Source organism: Comamonas sp. FG99, from assembly GCF_057808605.1.
The window spans coordinates 46,843-61,266 of record NZ_JBMDII010000011.1; the positions used below are offsets into that span (position 1 = coordinate 46,843).

Sequence of the window (14,424 nt, forward strand, 5' to 3'; positions counted from 1 at the left end):
AGCAGCATGGAGTATTCGCGTCAAATATTATTAAAATCTGAACTGATATTTTTTTAATATAGACACCATGGAACTGCGGCTGCTGCACTACTTCGTCACCCTGGCGGAAGAACTCCACTTCAGCCGGGCGGCGCAGCGCCTGTCGATCTCGCAGCCGCCGCTGTCGGTGGCGATCAAGCAGCTGGAAGAGGCGCTGCAGGCCCAGCTCTTCGTGCGCAGCAGCAAGGGCGTGCGGCTCACCGCCGCCGGCGAGCACCTGCTGGGCAAGGCGCGCCAGCTGCTGGCGCTGAGCCGCCAGGCCGCGCAGGAGACGCGCGACGTGGCCGAGGGCACGCGCGGCCACCTGCGCCTGGGCTTCGTCGGCTCCAGCCTGTACCGCGGCCTGCCGCAGGCGCTGGAGCGGCTGCAGCAGTCGCACCCCCAGGTGCGGGTGGACATGCTGGAGGCCAACAGCGGCGAGCAGATCCTGGGCCTGCAGCAGATGCGGCTCGACATGGCGCTGGTGCACTCCATCCAGCCGCCCGAAGGCATAGAAAGCCAGCTGATCGTGGAGGAGCCCTTCGTGGTCTGCCTGCCCGAGCAGCATCCGCTGCAGGGCAATGCGAGCATCGACCTGGCCGAGCTGCAGGGAGACCGGCTGATCCTGTTTTCCAGCCTGGTCTCGCCCGCCTACCACCAGCGCATCTACGACATGTGCCTGGCCCATGGCTTCGCGCCCGAGGTGCGCCACGAGGTGCGGCACTGGCTGTCGGTGATCTCACTGGTCTCGCTGGGCCAGGGCGTGGCCCTGGTGCCCGCGGCGCTGGAGCGCGTGGGCATGCCGCACCTGCGCTTTCGCCCGCTGCAGGGCGCGCACCCCTCGTCCGAGATGCTGGCCATGTGGCGCCGCTCGCCCGCCAACCCGCTGGTGCAGGCGCTGCTGCAGTGCCTGCGGGAGGCGGCGGCGGGGCTGCAGTAGGGGCATTCCGGGAGCGGTGATGCCGGCCCGCCGCCCTCCACGAACACCTTCACTAGCCTTGAGACATGGATAATTAAGCCAGCCCTCGCTTACCGGCCATATGACCGAAAAGAAGATCATCATCATCGCAGGCCCCAACGGAGCGGGCAAAACCACCTTCGCCCGCTCCTTCCTGCCGCAAGAGGCGCAGTGTCCGCGCTTCATCAACGCCGACCTGATCGCGGCGGGGCTGTCACCTTTCGCGCCAGAGGCTGCCGCCATCAAGGCGGGACGCCTGATGCTGGAGGAGGTAGCCACCTGCGTGGGGCGAGGCGAGAGCTTTGCCTTCGAGACCACGCTGGCCGGGCTGGGCTATCTGCGGCACATCGACCAATGGCGCGCGCAGGGCTATCGCGTCAAGCTGTATTTTTTGACCCTGCCCAGCGCCGAGGCAGCCATGGCACGCGTGGCCGAGCGCGTGAGCCAGGGCGGACACGACATACCCGAATCCGTCATTCGGCGTCGCTTTGCAGCCGGACGGCGCAACTTCGACCGGCACTACAAGACCAAAGTGGATGCCTGGGCTTTGTATGACAATGCGGGTGCCATGCCCGCCCTGCTTGAATGGGGAGAGAACACATGAAGACGCCCGATATTTCCACGGCCAAAGACCCCGACCTGCGCACATCGGTGGCGGCCATGGAGCGCGCCGCCGCGCTGGCCCGCAAGACGGCTATCCAGACGGACACCGGCATCGTCATTGTGCGAGATGGACGGATCGTGCATGTGTCGGCACAAGAGCTGCGCCACACCGCATCGGCGGACAAGAAGGACTGACTGGCACGCTCCGGGCGCTTGCGCGGCCACGGAATATCATCCCAGACAGGCAGGCACCGGCCTCTTATCCCCAGCCTATACGGCCTCGGCCTCCTCTGCATCCCGACCATCCGCCCCCTGCGCCTCGTCGATGCGCTGCATATTGTCCAGCAGCTTCAGCAGGTAGTGCAGCGCATGCACCTGGTCGCTGACTGAAAAACCCTCAAGCGCCTGGCCGTAGTAGTCCTGGATGCGGGCCTGCGCACCCACCTCCCAGGTGCGACGCCCGGCCTCGGTCATCGCCACCAGGCGTGAGCGCCGGTCGCGCCCGTCGGGTGCGCTGGCCACATGGCCTTCGCGCTCCATGCGGCTGATCAGCCCGGCCAGGTTCTGCCGGCTCACCATCAGATAACGCGCCAGCGCGCCGATGCTCAGGCCCTCGGGCGCACGCGACAGCGCCCCCATCACCGCCCACTGCTGCGTGGTCAAACCCTCCGACTCCACTGCCCTGGAGCCGGTTTTATGCAACATATTTGCACATTGATAGAGCTTGAAGAACAGGCGATTGGCCAGCTCGGTTCGCACAATCTCAGTGTTTTCCTCTATATTTTTCATACGCCACCTGTCCAAAAAGGGCTTGACGATTTTCCATTCATCGCCCAATATATGCAACATATTTACTCAAATGCCAGCAGCTGCTGGCCCACCCGCAAGCATAGCAACCCCAGCACTCCAGGAGATACAAGCATGCAAAACCTCAAGGACCAGACCATCATCGTCACCGGCGGCGGCGGCGGCATCGGCGGCGCCACCTGCCGGCGCCTGGCGCGCGAGGGCGCGCGGGTCGCGGTGTTCGACCGCAACCTCGAAGCCGCAACCCAGGTGGCGCAGGCCATCGCCGCCGAAGGCGGCCAAGCCGCGGCCTTTGGCTGCGACATCACCGACCGCGCCTCGGTCGACGCCGCGGTGGCCGCGGCGCAGGCGCAGTTCGGCCCCATAGCCGTGCTGGTCAACAACGCCGGCTGGGACGTGTTCAAGCCCTTCCTCAAGACGGTGCCCGACGAGTGGCAGCAGCTGATCGCGATCAACCTGGTGGGCGCGCTGCACATGCACCATGCGGTGCTGCCCGGCATGGCCGAGCGCAAGAAGGGCCGCATCGTCAACGTGGCGTCGGATGCGGCGCGCGTCGGCTCCTCGGGCGAGGCAGTGTACGCGGCCTGCAAGGGCGGGCTGGTGGCGCTGTCCAAGACGCTGGCGCGCGAGCATGCGCGCCACGGCATCACGGTGAACGTGGTCTGCCCGGGCCCGACCGACACCGCGCTGCTGGCCGGCTTCGCCGAGGGCGCAGCCAACCCCGAGAAGCTGCGCGAGGCCTTCACCCGCGCCATTCCGCTGGGCCGCCTGGGCCAGCCCGACGATCTGGCCGGCGCCATCGCCTTCTTCGCCAGCGACGACGCGGGCTTCATCACCGGCCAGGTGCTGAGCGTCTCGGGCGGCCTCACGATGAACGGCTGAGCGCCCCCCACCGAACCCCATTCCCCCAACCGGAGCAAGCACCATGAATTTCGAAGACATCCTGTACGAAGTGAAGAACGGCGTGGCCTGGATCACCATCAACCGGCCCGAGAAGATGAACGCCTTTCGCGGCACCACCTGCGACGAGCTGATCCGTGCGCTGAACAAGGCCGGCTACGACCGCGCGGTGGGCGCCATCGTACTCGCCGGCGCGGGCGACAAGGCCTTTTGCACCGGCGGCGACCAATCGGCCCACGATGGCAACTACGACGGGCGCGGCACCATCGGCCTGCCGATGGAAGAGCTGCACACCGCGATCCGCGACGTGCCCAAGCCGGTGATCGCCCGCGTGCAGGGCTATGCCATCGGCGGGGGCAACGTACTGTGCACCATCTGCGATCTGACCATCTGCTCCGAGAAGGCGATCTTCGGCCAGGTCGGCCCCAAGATGGGCTCGGTGGACCCGGGCTACGGCACCGCCTTCCTGGCGCGCGTGGTGGGCGAGAAGAAGGCGCGCGAGATCTGGTACCTGAACAAGCGCTACTCGGGCGCCGAGGCCGTGGCCATGGGCCTGGCCAACATCTGCGTGCCGCCCGAGCAGCTCGACGCCACCGTGCAGGAGTGGGCCGAGACCATCTGCGAGCGCAGCCCCACCGCCATCGCCATCGCCAAGCGCAGCTTCAACATGGACACGGCCCACCAGGCGGGCATTGCCGGCATGGGGATGTATGCGCTCAAGCTCTACTACGACAGCGACGAGTCGCGCGAGGGCGTGAACGCGCTCAAGGACAAGCGCAAGCCCGAATTCCGCAAGTACGCCAAGTAAAGACCCGAGCCAAGGAGCACGCGCGATGCAAGCCAACCCCTATATCACCGAAGACCTGCAGACGCTGGCCGACGCGGCGCGGCGCTTCGCCCGCGAGCGCGTGGCGCCGGGCTTTCTGGAGCGTGACCGCAGCCGCACGCTCGACCGCGCCCTGCTGCGCGAGATGGGCGCGCTGGGCCTGATCCTGCCCGAGCTGCCCGAGGCCTTCGGCGGCCTGGGGCTGGGGTGCCTGGCGGCCGGCGTGATCCACGAGGAGATCGCCCGCGCCGACCTGAGCTTTTCGTACCTGAACCTGCTGGCCTCGCTCAACGGCCAGATCCTCGCGCGCTACGGCGAGCCCGAGGTGGTGCGGCCCTGGCTGGAGCGGCTGCTCGCGGGCGAGGCGATCTGCGCGATCGCGCTGACCGAGCCGCGCGGCGGCTCGGACGCGGCCCGCCTGGGCCTGCGCGTGGAGCGCGATGGCGGCGACTACATCCTCAACGGCGAGAAGACCTCGATCTCGGCCGCCGACCAGGCCGACATCTGCGTGGTGTTCGGCCGCACCGGCACGCCCGAGTCGCTCGCCCACGGCGTGACCGCGCTGCTCGTGCCCATGGATGCGCCCGGCATCACCACCAACCGCTTCGACTGCCACGGCCAGCGCGCCATCGGCCGCGGCTCCATCTTCTTCGAGAACGTGCGCGTGCCCGTCAGCCATCGTCTGGGCGACGAGAACCAGGGCTTCGTGCAGGTGATGCAGGGCTTCGACTTCTCGCGCTCGCTGATCGGGCTGCAGTGCCTGGCGGTGGCGCGCGCGGCGCTCGACGAAACCTGGAGCTACATCACCGAGCGCCAGGCCTTCGGCCAGCCGCTGGCCGCCTTCCAGGGCGTGACACACCCGCTGGCCGCCTACGACACCGAGGTCGAGGGCGCGCGCCTCCTGTGCCTGCAGGGCCTGTGGCTCAAGGACCGCGGCCTGCCCCACAGCGCCGAGGCCGGCATGGCCAAGTGGTGGGGCCCCAAGCTGGCCTACGACGTGATCCACCAGTGCCTGCTGAGCCACGGCCACGGCGGCTACGACCGGGGCCCGATGGAGCAGCGCCTGCGCGATGTGCTGGGCTTCCAGATCGGCGACGGTACCGCGCAGATCATGAAGACCATCATCGCCCGCACCCGCGCCGGCCGCCGTTTCGTGCCGGCCTGAACAATAAAAGCATAGCTTCTAGCGCTTATATATCAATGATTTCAATAATAAAACTATTTGAAACTGTTTATTTATAAGCGATAGCAGCTCACTTTTTTATATAAATCCCAAGGAGACAAGCATGCAATTCGACGCCGTCCTGCTGCCCCCACGCCGTGAGCGCATGATCGCCCAGGGCCTGTGGCACGAGCACACCATCAACGACTACCTCGACGCCGCGGCCGCCGCCTGCCCCGACAAGCCGGCGCTGACCGCGCTGCAGGTCGAGACCGGCGCCCTGCAGCGCTTCAGCTACCGCGAGCTGGCACGGATGGCCGACCGCATCGCGCTGGGCCTGGCGCGGCTGGGCGTGGGCGCGGGCGACGTGGTGGCCTGCCAGCTGCCCAACTGGTGGCAGTTCACCCTCACCTACCTGGCCTGCTCGCGCCTGGGCGCGGTGATGAACCCGCTGATGCATATCTTCCGCGAGCGCGAGCTGTCCTTCATGCTGCGGCATGGCGAGGCCAAGGTGCTGATCGTGCCCCGGCTGTTTCGCGGCTTCGACTTCGAGGCCATGGCCCGGGCGCTGCAGCCCACGCTGCCGCAGCTGCAGCAGGTGATCGCGGTGGGCGGCCAGGGGCCGGACAGCTTCGAGGCGCTGCTCAGCGGCCCGGCCTGGGAGAGCGAACCCGATGCACGGGGCATCCTCACCCGCCACCGCCCCGGCCCGGACGAGGTGACCCAGCTCATCTACACCTCGGGCACCACCGGCGAGCCCAAGGGCGTGATGCACTCGGCCAACTCGCTGATCGCCAACATCATCCCCTACGCGCAGCGCCTGGGGCTGGGTGCCGAGGACGTGGTGCTGATGGCCTCGCCCATGGCGCACCAGACCGGCTTCATGTACGGGCTGATGATGCCCATCATCCTGCAGGCCGGCGCGGTGCTGCAGGACATCTGGGAGCCCAGGCAGGCCATAGCGCTGGTGCAGCGCGAGCGCGTCAGCTTCACCATGGCCTCCACCCCCTTCCTCACCGACCTGGCGCGCACCGTGGCCGACAGCGGCCAGGCGGTGCCCACGCTGCGCATCTTCCTGTGCGCGGGCGCGCCCATCCCCGGGCCGCTGGTGGAGCAGGCGCGCGCCGCGCTGGGCGCCAAGATCATCTCCGCCTGGGGCATGAGCGAGAACGGCGCGGTCACCACCACGCTGCCGGGCGACGAAGACGAGCGCTCCATCCACACCGACGGCTGCCCGCTGCCCGGCGTGGAGGTGAAGGTGGTCGACGTGGACGGCAGCGCGCTGCCCGCCGGCACGCCGGGCAAGCTGCTGCTGCGCTCGTGCTCCAACTTCGGCGGCTACCTCAAGCGCGCCCAGCTCAACGGCACCGACGCGCACGACTGGTTCGACACCGGCGACCTGGCCCGCATCGACGAGCGCGGCTACATCCGCATCACCGGCCGCAGCAAGGACGTGATCATCCGCGGCGGCGAGAACATTCCGGTGGTGGAGATCGAATCGCTGCTCTACCAGCACCCCGCCATCGCGATGGCCGCCGTCGTGGCCTACCCCGACGAGCGCCTGGGCGAGCGCGCCTGTGCCGTGGTCGTGCCCAAGCCCGGCCAGCAGATCGACCTGCCGGCGATCGTCGAATTCCTCAAGTCGCGCAAGGTGGCGCTGCAATACATCCCCGAGCGCCTGCTGGTGCGCGAGGCCATGCCCGCCACGCCGGCCGGCAAGATCCAGAAGTTCAAGCTGCGCGAGCTGCTGGAGGGCGAAGCGCCCTGACTGGGCTCGCCCGCCCGCCCCGCAAGAATCCGAAAAAAACAGCCAGGAGACACACATGCAGGCACGCCAGCCACATCTCGCCCTGTGCATCGCGCTCGGCCTGCTCGGCCTGGGCAGCCCGAGCGGCCCCGCCAAGGCGCAGGCGCAGGAGAAAATCCGCATCGGCTTTCTGACCGACATGTCCAGCGCCTATGCCGACCTGGACGGCAAGAACGGCGCCCTGGCCATCCAGATGGCCATCGACGATTTCGGCGGCCAGGTCAACGGCCAGCCGGTCGAGCTGCTCAGCGCCGATCACCAGAACAAGGCCGACATCGCCGCCTCCAAGGCGCGCGAATGGATGGACACGCAGAACATCCGCATGCTCGTGGGCGGCACCCACTCCGCCGCGGCCCTGGCCATGGCCAAGCTGGCGCAGGAGAAGAAGCGGGTCTTCATCGTCAACGGCTCCGGCAGCTCGGCGCTGACCAACGAGCAATGCTCGCCCTACACCATCCACTACGCCTGGGACACCACCGCGCTGGCCAAGGGCACGGCCGGCGCCCTGCTGCAGCAGGGCTACAAAAGCTGGTTCTTCCTGGCAGCCGACTATGCCTTCGGCGAGGCGCTGCAGCGCGATGCCACCAGCGTGATCAAGGCCAATGGCGGCCAGCTCGTAGGCAGCGTGAAGCACCCGCTGGGCGTGGCCGACTTCTCCTCCTTCCTGCTGCAGGCGCAAAGCTCCAAGGCGCAGATCCTCGGCATTGCCAATGGCGGCAGCGACATGATCAACGCGCTCAAGGCATCGCGCGAATTCGGCATCGGCAAGAGCATGAAGGTCGCCAGCCTGATGCTCTTTCTGGTCGACGTGCACAGCATGGGCCTGAAGAACGCCGAAGGCCTGCTGTTCACCACCAGCTGGGACTGGAGCCTGAATGACGAAAGCCGCCAGTTCGGCCGCCGCTTCTTCGACAAGACCCGGCGCATGCCCACCGACATCCAGGCCGCGAACTACTCGGCCACGCTGCAGTGGCTCAAGGCGGTGCAGGCGGTCAAGAGCACCGATGCCGACCAGGTCATGGCCTGGTTCAGGCAGACCCCGCTCAAGGACTTCTACGCCCAGGGCCATGTGCGCGCCGACGGCCGCTACGTGCACGACATGTACCTGATGCAGGTCAAGTCGCCCGCCGAGTCGACCATGCCCTGGGACTATGTGAAGCGGGTCGCCACCATGCCGGGCGAAGCCGTCTTCACCACCAAGGCCGAGAGCCGCTGCGCGCTGTGGAAGTGAGCTGGGACCCGGCGCTGGCGGGCAGCGCGCTGACGCCCTTCAGCGCCGAAGTGGAGCGCGGCCGCCTGCGCGCCTTCGCGCGCGCCACCGGCGAGGAGAACCCGGTGTTCTACGACGAGGCGGCGGCGCGCGCCGCGGGCCATCCGGCGCCGCTGGTGCCACCCACCTTCTTCTTCTGCCTGGCCATGGAAGGCCCCAACCCGCTGGAGATCTACGAACGGCTGGGCGTGAACTACGCGCATGTGCTGCACGGCGAGCAGCACTTCAGCTGGCACCGCCCGGCCTTCGCCGGCCAGACGCTGCACTTCGAGCCGCGCATCGGCCAGCTCAAGCTGCGCAAAGGCGGCACCCTCGGGTTGTTCGAATGGCACAACCGGGTGTGCGACAGCCAGGGCCGCGCGCTGGCCGACCTGCGCAGCGTCATGGCCGTGCGCGCGCCGATGCCAGGGCCGGGGAATGCCCATGCCGCCTGATTTCGACGCCCTCGCCGTCGGCGACACACTGCCCCCGCTGGTGCTTGGCGCCATCACCCGGCACACGCTCGGCCTGTACGCCGGCGCCTCGGGCGACTACAACCCGCTGCACATCGACCAGGACTACGCCCGCCGGCAGGCGGGCGCGCCCGACGTGTTCGCGCACGGCATGCTGTCGGCCGCCTATCTTGCGCGCCTGCTCACCCGCTGGGTGGAGCCCGGCACGATCCGGCAGCTGAGCCTGCGCTTCGTGGCCATCACCCACCTGGGCGACGAGGTGCATTGCCGCGCCACGGTGGCCGGCAAGTTCCACGACGGCGCCACGCCCTGCGTGCGCCTCGAGCTGCTGGCCCACAACCAGGCGGGCGAGCCACGGCTCAGGGGCACGGCGGTGGTGGCGCTGGGCCCACCCGCGGCTGCAGCCGCTACCAGCCCAGCGCCGCATTGACGGCTTGCTCGGTGCCGCGCAGATGCTGCTCCATCAGCGCGATGACCGCATCGGCATCGCGGCGCAGGGCCGCATCGAGCAAGGCCTGGTGCTCGGCCTGCACATCCCGCGCAACCAGCGGGCCATGCAGGCGTATCTTGCGGTAGCGCTCCGAATGATCGACCAGCTGGTTCCAGAACTGCAGCAGCCATTCGGAGCCGCAGGCGCTCACCAGCGCCGTATGAAAGCGCCGGTGCTGCGACTCCCACTCGGAAGACAGCGCCGCGGGGCTGCCGTCATCCGGCAGCGGAACATGGGCCAGCATGTGCAGCGAGGCAATGGCCTCCGCCTCCCAGCGGGCATCGCCGCGCCGCACCGATTCGGCAAGGCACAGGCGCTCGATATCGCGGCGGGTCTTCATCAGGTCGGCGAACTCCGGCGCTGAAATTCCGCGCACCCTGGCCCCCCGGTTGGACTCGGCCGACACCAGCCCCTCCATGTCCAGGCGCACCAGCGCCTCGCGGATAGGCGTCAGCCCCAGGCCGAAGCGCTCATCCAGATCCGCCGCCCGCAGGCGCTGGCCGGGCGCCAGCTCGCCCCGCAGGATCTCGACCCGCAGGCGCTGATAGGCGCGCTCCGTCCTCGATCCGGCATCGCCCTTGTCATCCGGTACTCCATTTTCGTCCATAGGTGTACGAGAGCTTATCCTCATATTGATTTTCATCAAATATCTTAAATTTCATGAAATCACAAATATTTCATGAAATATGAATCTCCATTATTCCACCCAACCCATGGCCCAGCAGGCCAAGGCACGCCCGCCACTGTCACCCGCATGCATCGCCTCGCTGAGCGCTGCCCTGGCATTGGTTCCGGCATCCAGTATGGCCCAAAGCGGCACCACGGTTTACGGGGTCGTGGACCTCGGCTTTGTGCGCGAGAGCGGCGGCCCCAACGGTGCCAGCGCCAACAAGCTGACCAGCGGCGTCGCCTCGGGCTCGCGCCTGGGCTTCAAGGGCAGCGAAGATCTGGGCGGCGGCCTGGCGGCGTTCTACACGCTGGAGACGGGCCTGCTGGCGGACACCGGCGGCCTGGCACAAGGCGGCCTGGCCTTCGGCCGCCAGGCAGCGGTCGGTATCCAGGGAAGATTCGGCTTGCTCGCGCTGGGCCGCCAATACACGCCCGTGGCACTGATCCAGACCGAGACCGATCCCTTCGTCACCGGCCTGGCGGGGGATTCCGCCAACCTCATCAGCGCGGGCGGCGCCGGCGGCAACAACCGCATGGACAACACGCTGCGCTACACCTACAAGTCAGCCAGCGGCCTGGTGGCCGACGCGGTCTACGGCTTCGGCGAAGCCGCCGGCAACGCACAGGCCAACCGGCAGTATGGCGGCGCTTTCGGCTATGCATCCGGCCCCGCCTATGTCAAGCTCGGCTACCACAGCGTCAATGATGCAAGCGGCAAAGCCGGCCGGCTCAGCTTTCTCGGCGCGACCTACGACTTCGGCGTCGCCACGGCGCACTTTAACTACGTGGTGAACAAGGGCTCCGCCGTCTTCGGCATCGTGAACCAGGACTCGCGCGACCTGCTGCTCGGTGTCAGCGTGCCCAACGGAGCGGGCCGCTTCATGGCCTCGTACATCCGCAAGGACGACAAGACGGCAGCCAACTTCGACGCCAACCAGTGGGCCTTCGGCTACCTCTACTTTCTGTCGAAGCGCACCACGCTCTACACCTCCATCGCGCGCATAGACAACAACGCGCCGGCAACCTCGAAGACGGGCTTCTACCGCGTTGGCAACGCCACCGAGCAGGGCCTGGGCTCGCGCGCCTTCAATTTCGGCATCCGGCACAGCTTCTAGGCCGGAGCCTCCCCCATACTCAACAACCAATCGCAGGAACCCACCATGCAAGTATCCCGCCGGCGCACCTTCCTTGCCGCCGCATGCGCCACGGCCTTCGGCCTTCTGTCCGGCAGCGCCCCCGCGCTGGCCGCCGACCGCTATCCGCACAAGCCCATCACCCTGGTGGTCGCCTACCCCGCGGGCGGCGACACCGACGTGCTGGCGCGCGTCATCGCCGAAAAGCTGACCACGCGCCTGGGCCAACCGGTGATCGTCGAGAACCGCACCGGCGCGGCCGGCACCATCGGCACCGCGTACGTGGCAAAGGCCGTGCCCGACGGCTACACGCTGCTGCTAGCCCCGAACACCATCACCATCACGCCCCATGTGCTCAAGGGCGTGGCGGGCGCGCAGGTCGACCCGGTGCGCGACCTGACCGCCATCTCGCAGCTGGGCAGCCAGTCGCTGTTCGTCGTGGCCACGGCGGCCTCGGGCGTCTCGTCGGTGAAGGAGCTGCTGGCCAGCGTGAAGGCCGGCAAGATCACCTCGTATGCCAGCCCCGGCAACGGCTCGCCCATGCACATCCTGGGCGAGCTGTTCGACCGGGCCACCGGCGTGAAGATCGCCCAGATCCCCTACCGCGGCAGCGCGCCGGCCGTGGCCGACCTGGTCGGCGGGCAGGTGCCGATGATGTACACGACGCTGGGGCCAGTGGCGCCCTACATCAAGACCGGCAAGCTGGTGCCGCTCGCGGTCGCCGATGCCCGGCGCTCGCCCTTCCTGCCGCAGGTGCCCACCCTCGCCGAGCTGGGCTACCCGGGTGTCGAGGTCGGCGCCTGGCAGGCGCTGATGGGCCCCAAGGGCCTGCCGCCGGAACTGGTCAGGCTGCTCAACCAGCACTGTGAAGCCATCCTCAAGATGCCCGACGTGGTCGCGCGCATGGAAACATTGGCGCTAGCCCCCGCCGGCGGCGACGCCGCCGCGCTGGGCAAGCTGGTGCAGAGCGACTACCAGCGCTACGAGAAGGTCGTCAAGGACTTCGGCATCCAGGCCAACTGAAGAACGCCATGACCACACTTGTTACCGGTGCCGGCGTGATCGGCTGCCATACCGCCCACCTGCTGGCGCAGCGCGGAGAGTCCGTGCTCCTGGTCGACGTGGCGCCCGCCCGCGCGGCAATCGCCACCATCGTAGACGATCCCCGGGTCCGCATCGAAGCCGCCGACGTGACCGACCATGCCCAGCTCACCCGGCTTGTAGAGAACCACGGCGTGCGCCGCATCGTCCACACAGCGGCCCTGCTGTCCACCGCCATCCGCCAGAACCCGCTCAAAGGCGTGGAGGTCAACGTCATGGGCACAGCCCATGTGCTCGAGATCGCCCGGCGGCACCGGCTGGAGCGGGTCGTCCTCGCCAGCTCCACGACCGTCGGCTACCCCGTATTCGGCGAATTCGAAGGCGACAGCCTTCCCGAAGACTTCGCACTGCGCTCGATCCGCCACCGCCCCGGCTCCCTCTATGCGGCAACCAAGGTGGCCGCGGAGCATCTGGCGCTGCTCTACCGCGACCTGTACGGCGTCGATACCGTATCGCTGCGCTATGCCGCGGTCATCAGCGCCTGGAGCGGCCCAGGCACCTCGGTGCCGGCGCGCGTGCTCTCGTCGCTGGCCGGCCCCGCCGCCCGGGGTGAAGTCTCCGTCATCGACGATCCCTATCTCGTCTGGCAGGGCGGCGAGGAATTCATCGACGCCCGCGACTGCGCCCTGGCCAATGTCGCGGCGCTGGATGCCGCGCATCCGGCACAAGGCATCTACCACATTGGCCTCGGCCGGCTGCATGGCTTCGATGACTTCGTGGCCAGCGTGCGCCATGGCTACCCGGCTCTGCGGGTTGAAATGCGGGTGGAGCCGCGGGGCGGCTTCGCGGGCTTTGCGTATGTGCGCAGAGCCGCATCGGACATCTCCGCCGCGGCGCACGAGCTTGCGTGGCAGCCCACCCACGCGCTCGGCGACTCCATCGCGCACTTTGCGCCCTTTTGCATTTCCAAGGAGGACTAAGCCCATGCAGGATCAGTATCTTGCCGGCGAATGCCTCCCGGCCGATGTCCCCTGCTCGCTGGCCGACCCCGACCACCAGATGCCTCTGCCCTTTCCGCAGGCCAAGGCCTATGCGCGCCAGGTCATGGGCTGGGCGCGCGAGCTACCAACCGGCGGCCTGGACGTGCGCCTGGGCGTGCCCTACGGCCCGCATGCGCTGCAGCGCTATGACGTCTTTGGCCCACAAAACGCCCGGGGCGCGCCACTCCTGCTCTTCTGGCACGGCGGCGGCTGGACCAACGGCTACCGCGGCTATGCCAGCTTCATGGCGCCGCTGGTCGCGGCGCTGGGCTGCATCCTGGTGGCCCCGTCCTACCGGCTCGCGCCGCAGCACCGGCTGCCCGCCGCCTACGAAGACGGCCTGGCCGCGCTGCGCCATGTGTTCGACCACGCCGAGGCCTATGGCGGCCACGCGCAGCGCCTGCATCTGGCCGGCCATTCCGCCGGAGGCCACCTGGCGGCCCTGATCGCGCTGCGGCAGGCCGATGCCCGCAAGGCCGGCATACCGGCCGAAGCCGTGCGCGCCTGCCTGCCCATCAGCGGCATCATGGACCTGCACCACCCGGCCCCTGAACCCAACAGCCTGGAGCAGCGCGTCTACACCCTGGTCCTGCGCGAGCCCGGCGACGATGCCGCCATGAGCCCCGTCCACTGGAGCGCGGGCAGCACCGTGCCCATGCATCTGAGCTACGGTGAGCACGACAGCGAGCGCGTGCAGCGCTCCAACCAGGAGCTTGCGCAGCGGCTGCGGCAGGCCGGCACGCCCTGCTCGCTCTCGGTCGAGGCGGGCCTGGATCATTTCTCCACCCACACCGCCTTGCGCACGCCCCAGGTCCCCTGGTACCGGCGCCTGGCCAGCATCCTGGAGGCATCCGCATGAAGCACATCGTCGACACCGGCCTGCCCGCCATCGGCCAGCCCTTCTCCTGGGCAGTGAAAGCCGGCGGGCTGCTGTTCACCACCCACGGCCCGGTGCGCGCCGACGGCTCGATCGACACCGGCCCCGTCGAGCAGCAGACGCGGCTGACGCTGGAAAACCTGCGCCATGCCATCACCGCAGCCGGCGGATGCATGAGCGACGTGGCCCAGGTGCTGATCTACATGGTGGATGAAAACGACATGCCCGCCATCGACCGCGTCTATCGCGAGTTCTTCGCAGCCCCCTACCCCAACCGCTCCAGCGTGGCGGTGCGCGGCCTTGTCGCGCCCGGCATGCGCGTGGAGATGGTGGCCTATGCCTGCACAGGCTCCTGAAGGCCCGCCCCTCAA

At 68.2% G+C, this 14,424-nt stretch carries 17 protein-coding genes; 15 read left to right on the top strand and 2 right to left on the bottom strand.

Translation table 11 applies throughout. The annotated features are described in order from the left end of the window. Nucleotides 1–67 precede the first annotated feature (67 nt). The 3 genes from ACODRX_RS09535 (at nt 68) to ACODRX_RS09545 (ending at nt 1,774) form a co-directional block, all read left to right on the top strand. Nucleotides 68–958 (top strand): LysR family transcriptional regulator, encoded by an 891-nt coding sequence (locus ACODRX_RS09535; RefSeq protein WP_488871198.1) that lies wholly within the window; start codon nt 68–70, stop codon nt 956–958. Between the two features lie 100 nt (nt 959–1,058). Continuing rightward, a complete protein-coding gene (locus ACODRX_RS09540; RefSeq protein WP_488871199.1) occupies nt 1,059–1,580 on the top strand; it encodes an ATPase in 522 nt (173 codons plus the stop codon). After that, the gene (locus ACODRX_RS09545) at nt 1,577–1,774 is read left to right on the top strand and encodes a hypothetical protein (RefSeq protein WP_488871200.1); all 198 of its coding nucleotides are present in this window, start codon (nt 1,577–1,579) and stop codon (nt 1,772–1,774) included. The genes ACODRX_RS09540 and ACODRX_RS09545 overlap by 4 nt, the downstream gene beginning before the upstream one ends. A gap of 75 nt (nt 1,775–1,849) precedes the next feature. Here ACODRX_RS09545 and ACODRX_RS09550 read toward each other — a convergent pair whose 3' ends face one another. After that, complete coding sequence (locus ACODRX_RS09550) at nt 1,850–2,368, bottom strand: MarR family winged helix-turn-helix transcriptional regulator (protein ID WP_488871202.1); 519 nt, start codon at nt 2,366–2,368, stop codon at nt 1,850–1,852. 132 nt (nt 2,369–2,500) lie between these two features. On the opposite strand from ACODRX_RS09550, the gene badH reads away from it, so the two are divergent. The 7 genes from badH (at nt 2,501) to ACODRX_RS09585 (ending at nt 9,233) form a co-directional block, all read left to right on the top strand. Beyond that, nucleotides 2,501–3,268 (top strand): 2-hydroxycyclohexanecarboxyl-CoA dehydrogenase, encoded by a 768-nt coding sequence (badH, locus tag ACODRX_RS09555; protein WP_488871204.1) that lies wholly within the window; start codon nt 2,501–2,503, stop codon nt 3,266–3,268. A gap of 43 nt (nt 3,269–3,311) precedes the next feature. Next, nucleotides 3,312–4,094, top strand: a complete 783-nt coding sequence (gene badI, locus ACODRX_RS09560) for a 2-ketocyclohexanecarboxyl-CoA hydrolase (RefSeq protein ID WP_488871206.1) — start codon at nt 3,312–3,314, stop codon at nt 4,092–4,094. Nucleotides 4,095–4,119: 25 nt separating this feature from the next. Next, nucleotides 4,120–5,277, top strand: a complete 1,158-nt coding sequence (gene aliB / locus ACODRX_RS09565) for a cyclohexanecarboxyl-CoA dehydrogenase (protein WP_488871207.1) — start codon at nt 4,120–4,122, stop codon at nt 5,275–5,277. A 121-nt stretch (nt 5,278–5,398) separates the two neighbouring features. Next, nucleotides 5,399–7,042 (top strand): cyclohexanecarboxylate-CoA ligase, encoded by a 1,644-nt coding sequence (gene aliA / locus ACODRX_RS09570; RefSeq protein ID WP_488871208.1) that lies wholly within the window; start codon nt 5,399–5,401, stop codon nt 7,040–7,042. 55 nt (nt 7,043–7,097) lie between these two features. Then, nucleotides 7,098–8,312 carry an ABC transporter substrate-binding protein gene (locus tag ACODRX_RS09575; RefSeq protein ID WP_488871209.1) on the top strand — a complete coding sequence of 405 codons (1,215 nt, stop codon included), beginning with the start codon at nt 7,098–7,100 and terminating at the stop codon, nt 8,310–8,312. Further along, nucleotides 8,303–8,785, top strand: coding sequence for an FAS1-like dehydratase domain-containing protein (locus tag ACODRX_RS09580; protein ID WP_488871210.1), 483 nt, complete (start codon nt 8,303–8,305; stop codon nt 8,783–8,785). The genes ACODRX_RS09575 and ACODRX_RS09580 overlap by 10 nt, the downstream gene beginning before the upstream one ends. Then, the gene (locus ACODRX_RS09585) at nt 8,775–9,233 is read left to right on the top strand and encodes a MaoC/PaaZ C-terminal domain-containing protein (protein WP_488871212.1); all 459 of its coding nucleotides are present in this window, start codon (nt 8,775–8,777) and stop codon (nt 9,231–9,233) included. The genes ACODRX_RS09580 and ACODRX_RS09585 overlap by 11 nt, the downstream gene beginning before the upstream one ends. Here ACODRX_RS09585 and ACODRX_RS09590 read toward each other — a convergent pair. After that, nucleotides 9,211–9,900 (bottom strand): GntR family transcriptional regulator, encoded by a 690-nt coding sequence (locus tag ACODRX_RS09590; RefSeq protein WP_488871213.1) that lies wholly within the window; start codon nt 9,898–9,900, stop codon nt 9,211–9,213. The two genes, ACODRX_RS09585 and ACODRX_RS09590, sit on opposite strands and share 23 nt — an antisense overlap. A gap of 106 nt (nt 9,901–10,006) precedes the next feature. Here ACODRX_RS09590 and ACODRX_RS09595 point away from each other — a divergent pair, with 106 nt between their 5' ends. The 5 genes from ACODRX_RS09595 to ACODRX_RS09615 are packed head-to-tail and all read left to right on the top strand — an operon-like array spanning nt 10,007 to nt 14,409. Beyond that, nucleotides 10,007–11,077, top strand: a complete 1,071-nt coding sequence (locus ACODRX_RS09595; RefSeq protein WP_488871315.1) for a porin — start codon at nt 10,007–10,009, stop codon at nt 11,075–11,077. Between the two features lie 45 nt (nt 11,078–11,122). Further along, nucleotides 11,123–12,118, top strand: a complete 996-nt coding sequence (locus ACODRX_RS09600; RefSeq protein ID WP_488871215.1) for a Bug family tripartite tricarboxylate transporter substrate binding protein — start codon at nt 11,123–11,125, stop codon at nt 12,116–12,118. 8 nt (nt 12,119–12,126) lie between these two features. Beyond that, nucleotides 12,127–13,116, top strand: a complete 990-nt coding sequence (locus ACODRX_RS09605) for an NAD-dependent epimerase/dehydratase family protein (protein ID WP_488871217.1) — start codon at nt 12,127–12,129, stop codon at nt 13,114–13,116. Between the two features lie 4 nt (nt 13,117–13,120). After that, nucleotides 13,121–14,035 carry an alpha/beta hydrolase gene (locus ACODRX_RS09610; RefSeq protein ID WP_488871218.1) on the top strand — a complete coding sequence of 305 codons (915 nt, stop codon included), beginning with the start codon at nt 13,121–13,123 and terminating at the stop codon, nt 14,033–14,035. After that, nucleotides 14,032–14,409 carry a RidA family protein gene (locus ACODRX_RS09615; protein ID WP_488871219.1) on the top strand — a complete coding sequence of 126 codons (378 nt, stop codon included), beginning with the start codon at nt 14,032–14,034 and terminating at the stop codon, nt 14,407–14,409. The genes ACODRX_RS09610 and ACODRX_RS09615 overlap by 4 nt, the downstream gene beginning before the upstream one ends. Nucleotides 14,410–14,424 lie beyond the last annotated feature (15 nt).

Excerpts from the sequence above, each read along its gene's own strand:
- ACODRX_RS09535 (WP_488871198.1), top strand. The coding sequence starts at position 68 with ATGGAACTGCGGCTGCTGCACTACTTCGTCACCCTGGCGGAAGAACTC.
- ACODRX_RS09595 (WP_488871315.1), top strand. The coding sequence starts at position 10,007 with ATGGCCCAGCAGGCCAAGGCACGCCCGCCACTGTCACCCGCATGCATC.
- ACODRX_RS09600 (WP_488871215.1), top strand. The coding sequence starts at position 11,123 with ATGCAAGTATCCCGCCGGCGCACCTTCCTTGCCGCCGCATGCGCCACG.
- ACODRX_RS09550 (WP_488871202.1), bottom strand. The coding sequence starts at position 2,368 with ATGAAAAATATAGAGGAAAACACTGAGATTGTGCGAACCGAGCTGGCC.
- badI (WP_488871206.1), top strand. The coding sequence starts at position 3,312 with ATGAATTTCGAAGACATCCTGTACGAAGTGAAGAACGGCGTGGCCTGG.
- aliA (WP_488871208.1), top strand. The coding sequence starts at position 5,399 with ATGCAATTCGACGCCGTCCTGCTGCCCCCACGCCGTGAGCGCATGATC.
- ACODRX_RS09545 (WP_488871200.1), top strand. The coding sequence starts at position 1,577 with ATGAAGACGCCCGATATTTCCACGGCCAAAGACCCCGACCTGCGCACA.
- ACODRX_RS09585 (WP_488871212.1), top strand. The coding sequence starts at position 8,775 with ATGCCGCCTGATTTCGACGCCCTCGCCGTCGGCGACACACTGCCCCCG.
- badH (WP_488871204.1), top strand. The coding sequence starts at position 2,501 with ATGCAAAACCTCAAGGACCAGACCATCATCGTCACCGGCGGCGGCGGC.
- ACODRX_RS09605 (WP_488871217.1), top strand. The coding sequence starts at position 12,127 with ATGACCACACTTGTTACCGGTGCCGGCGTGATCGGCTGCCATACCGCC.
- ACODRX_RS09615 (WP_488871219.1), top strand. The coding sequence starts at position 14,032 with ATGAAGCACATCGTCGACACCGGCCTGCCCGCCATCGGCCAGCCCTTC.
- ACODRX_RS09540 (WP_488871199.1), top strand. The coding sequence starts at position 1,059 with ATGACCGAAAAGAAGATCATCATCATCGCAGGCCCCAACGGAGCGGGC.
- ACODRX_RS09610 (WP_488871218.1), top strand. The coding sequence starts at position 13,121 with ATGCAGGATCAGTATCTTGCCGGCGAATGCCTCCCGGCCGATGTCCCC.
- aliB (WP_488871207.1), top strand. The coding sequence starts at position 4,120 with ATGCAAGCCAACCCCTATATCACCGAAGACCTGCAGACGCTGGCCGAC.
- ACODRX_RS09575 (WP_488871209.1), top strand. The coding sequence starts at position 7,098 with ATGCAGGCACGCCAGCCACATCTCGCCCTGTGCATCGCGCTCGGCCTG.
- ACODRX_RS09590 (WP_488871213.1), bottom strand. The coding sequence starts at position 9,900 with ATGGACGAAAATGGAGTACCGGATGACAAGGGCGATGCCGGATCGAGG.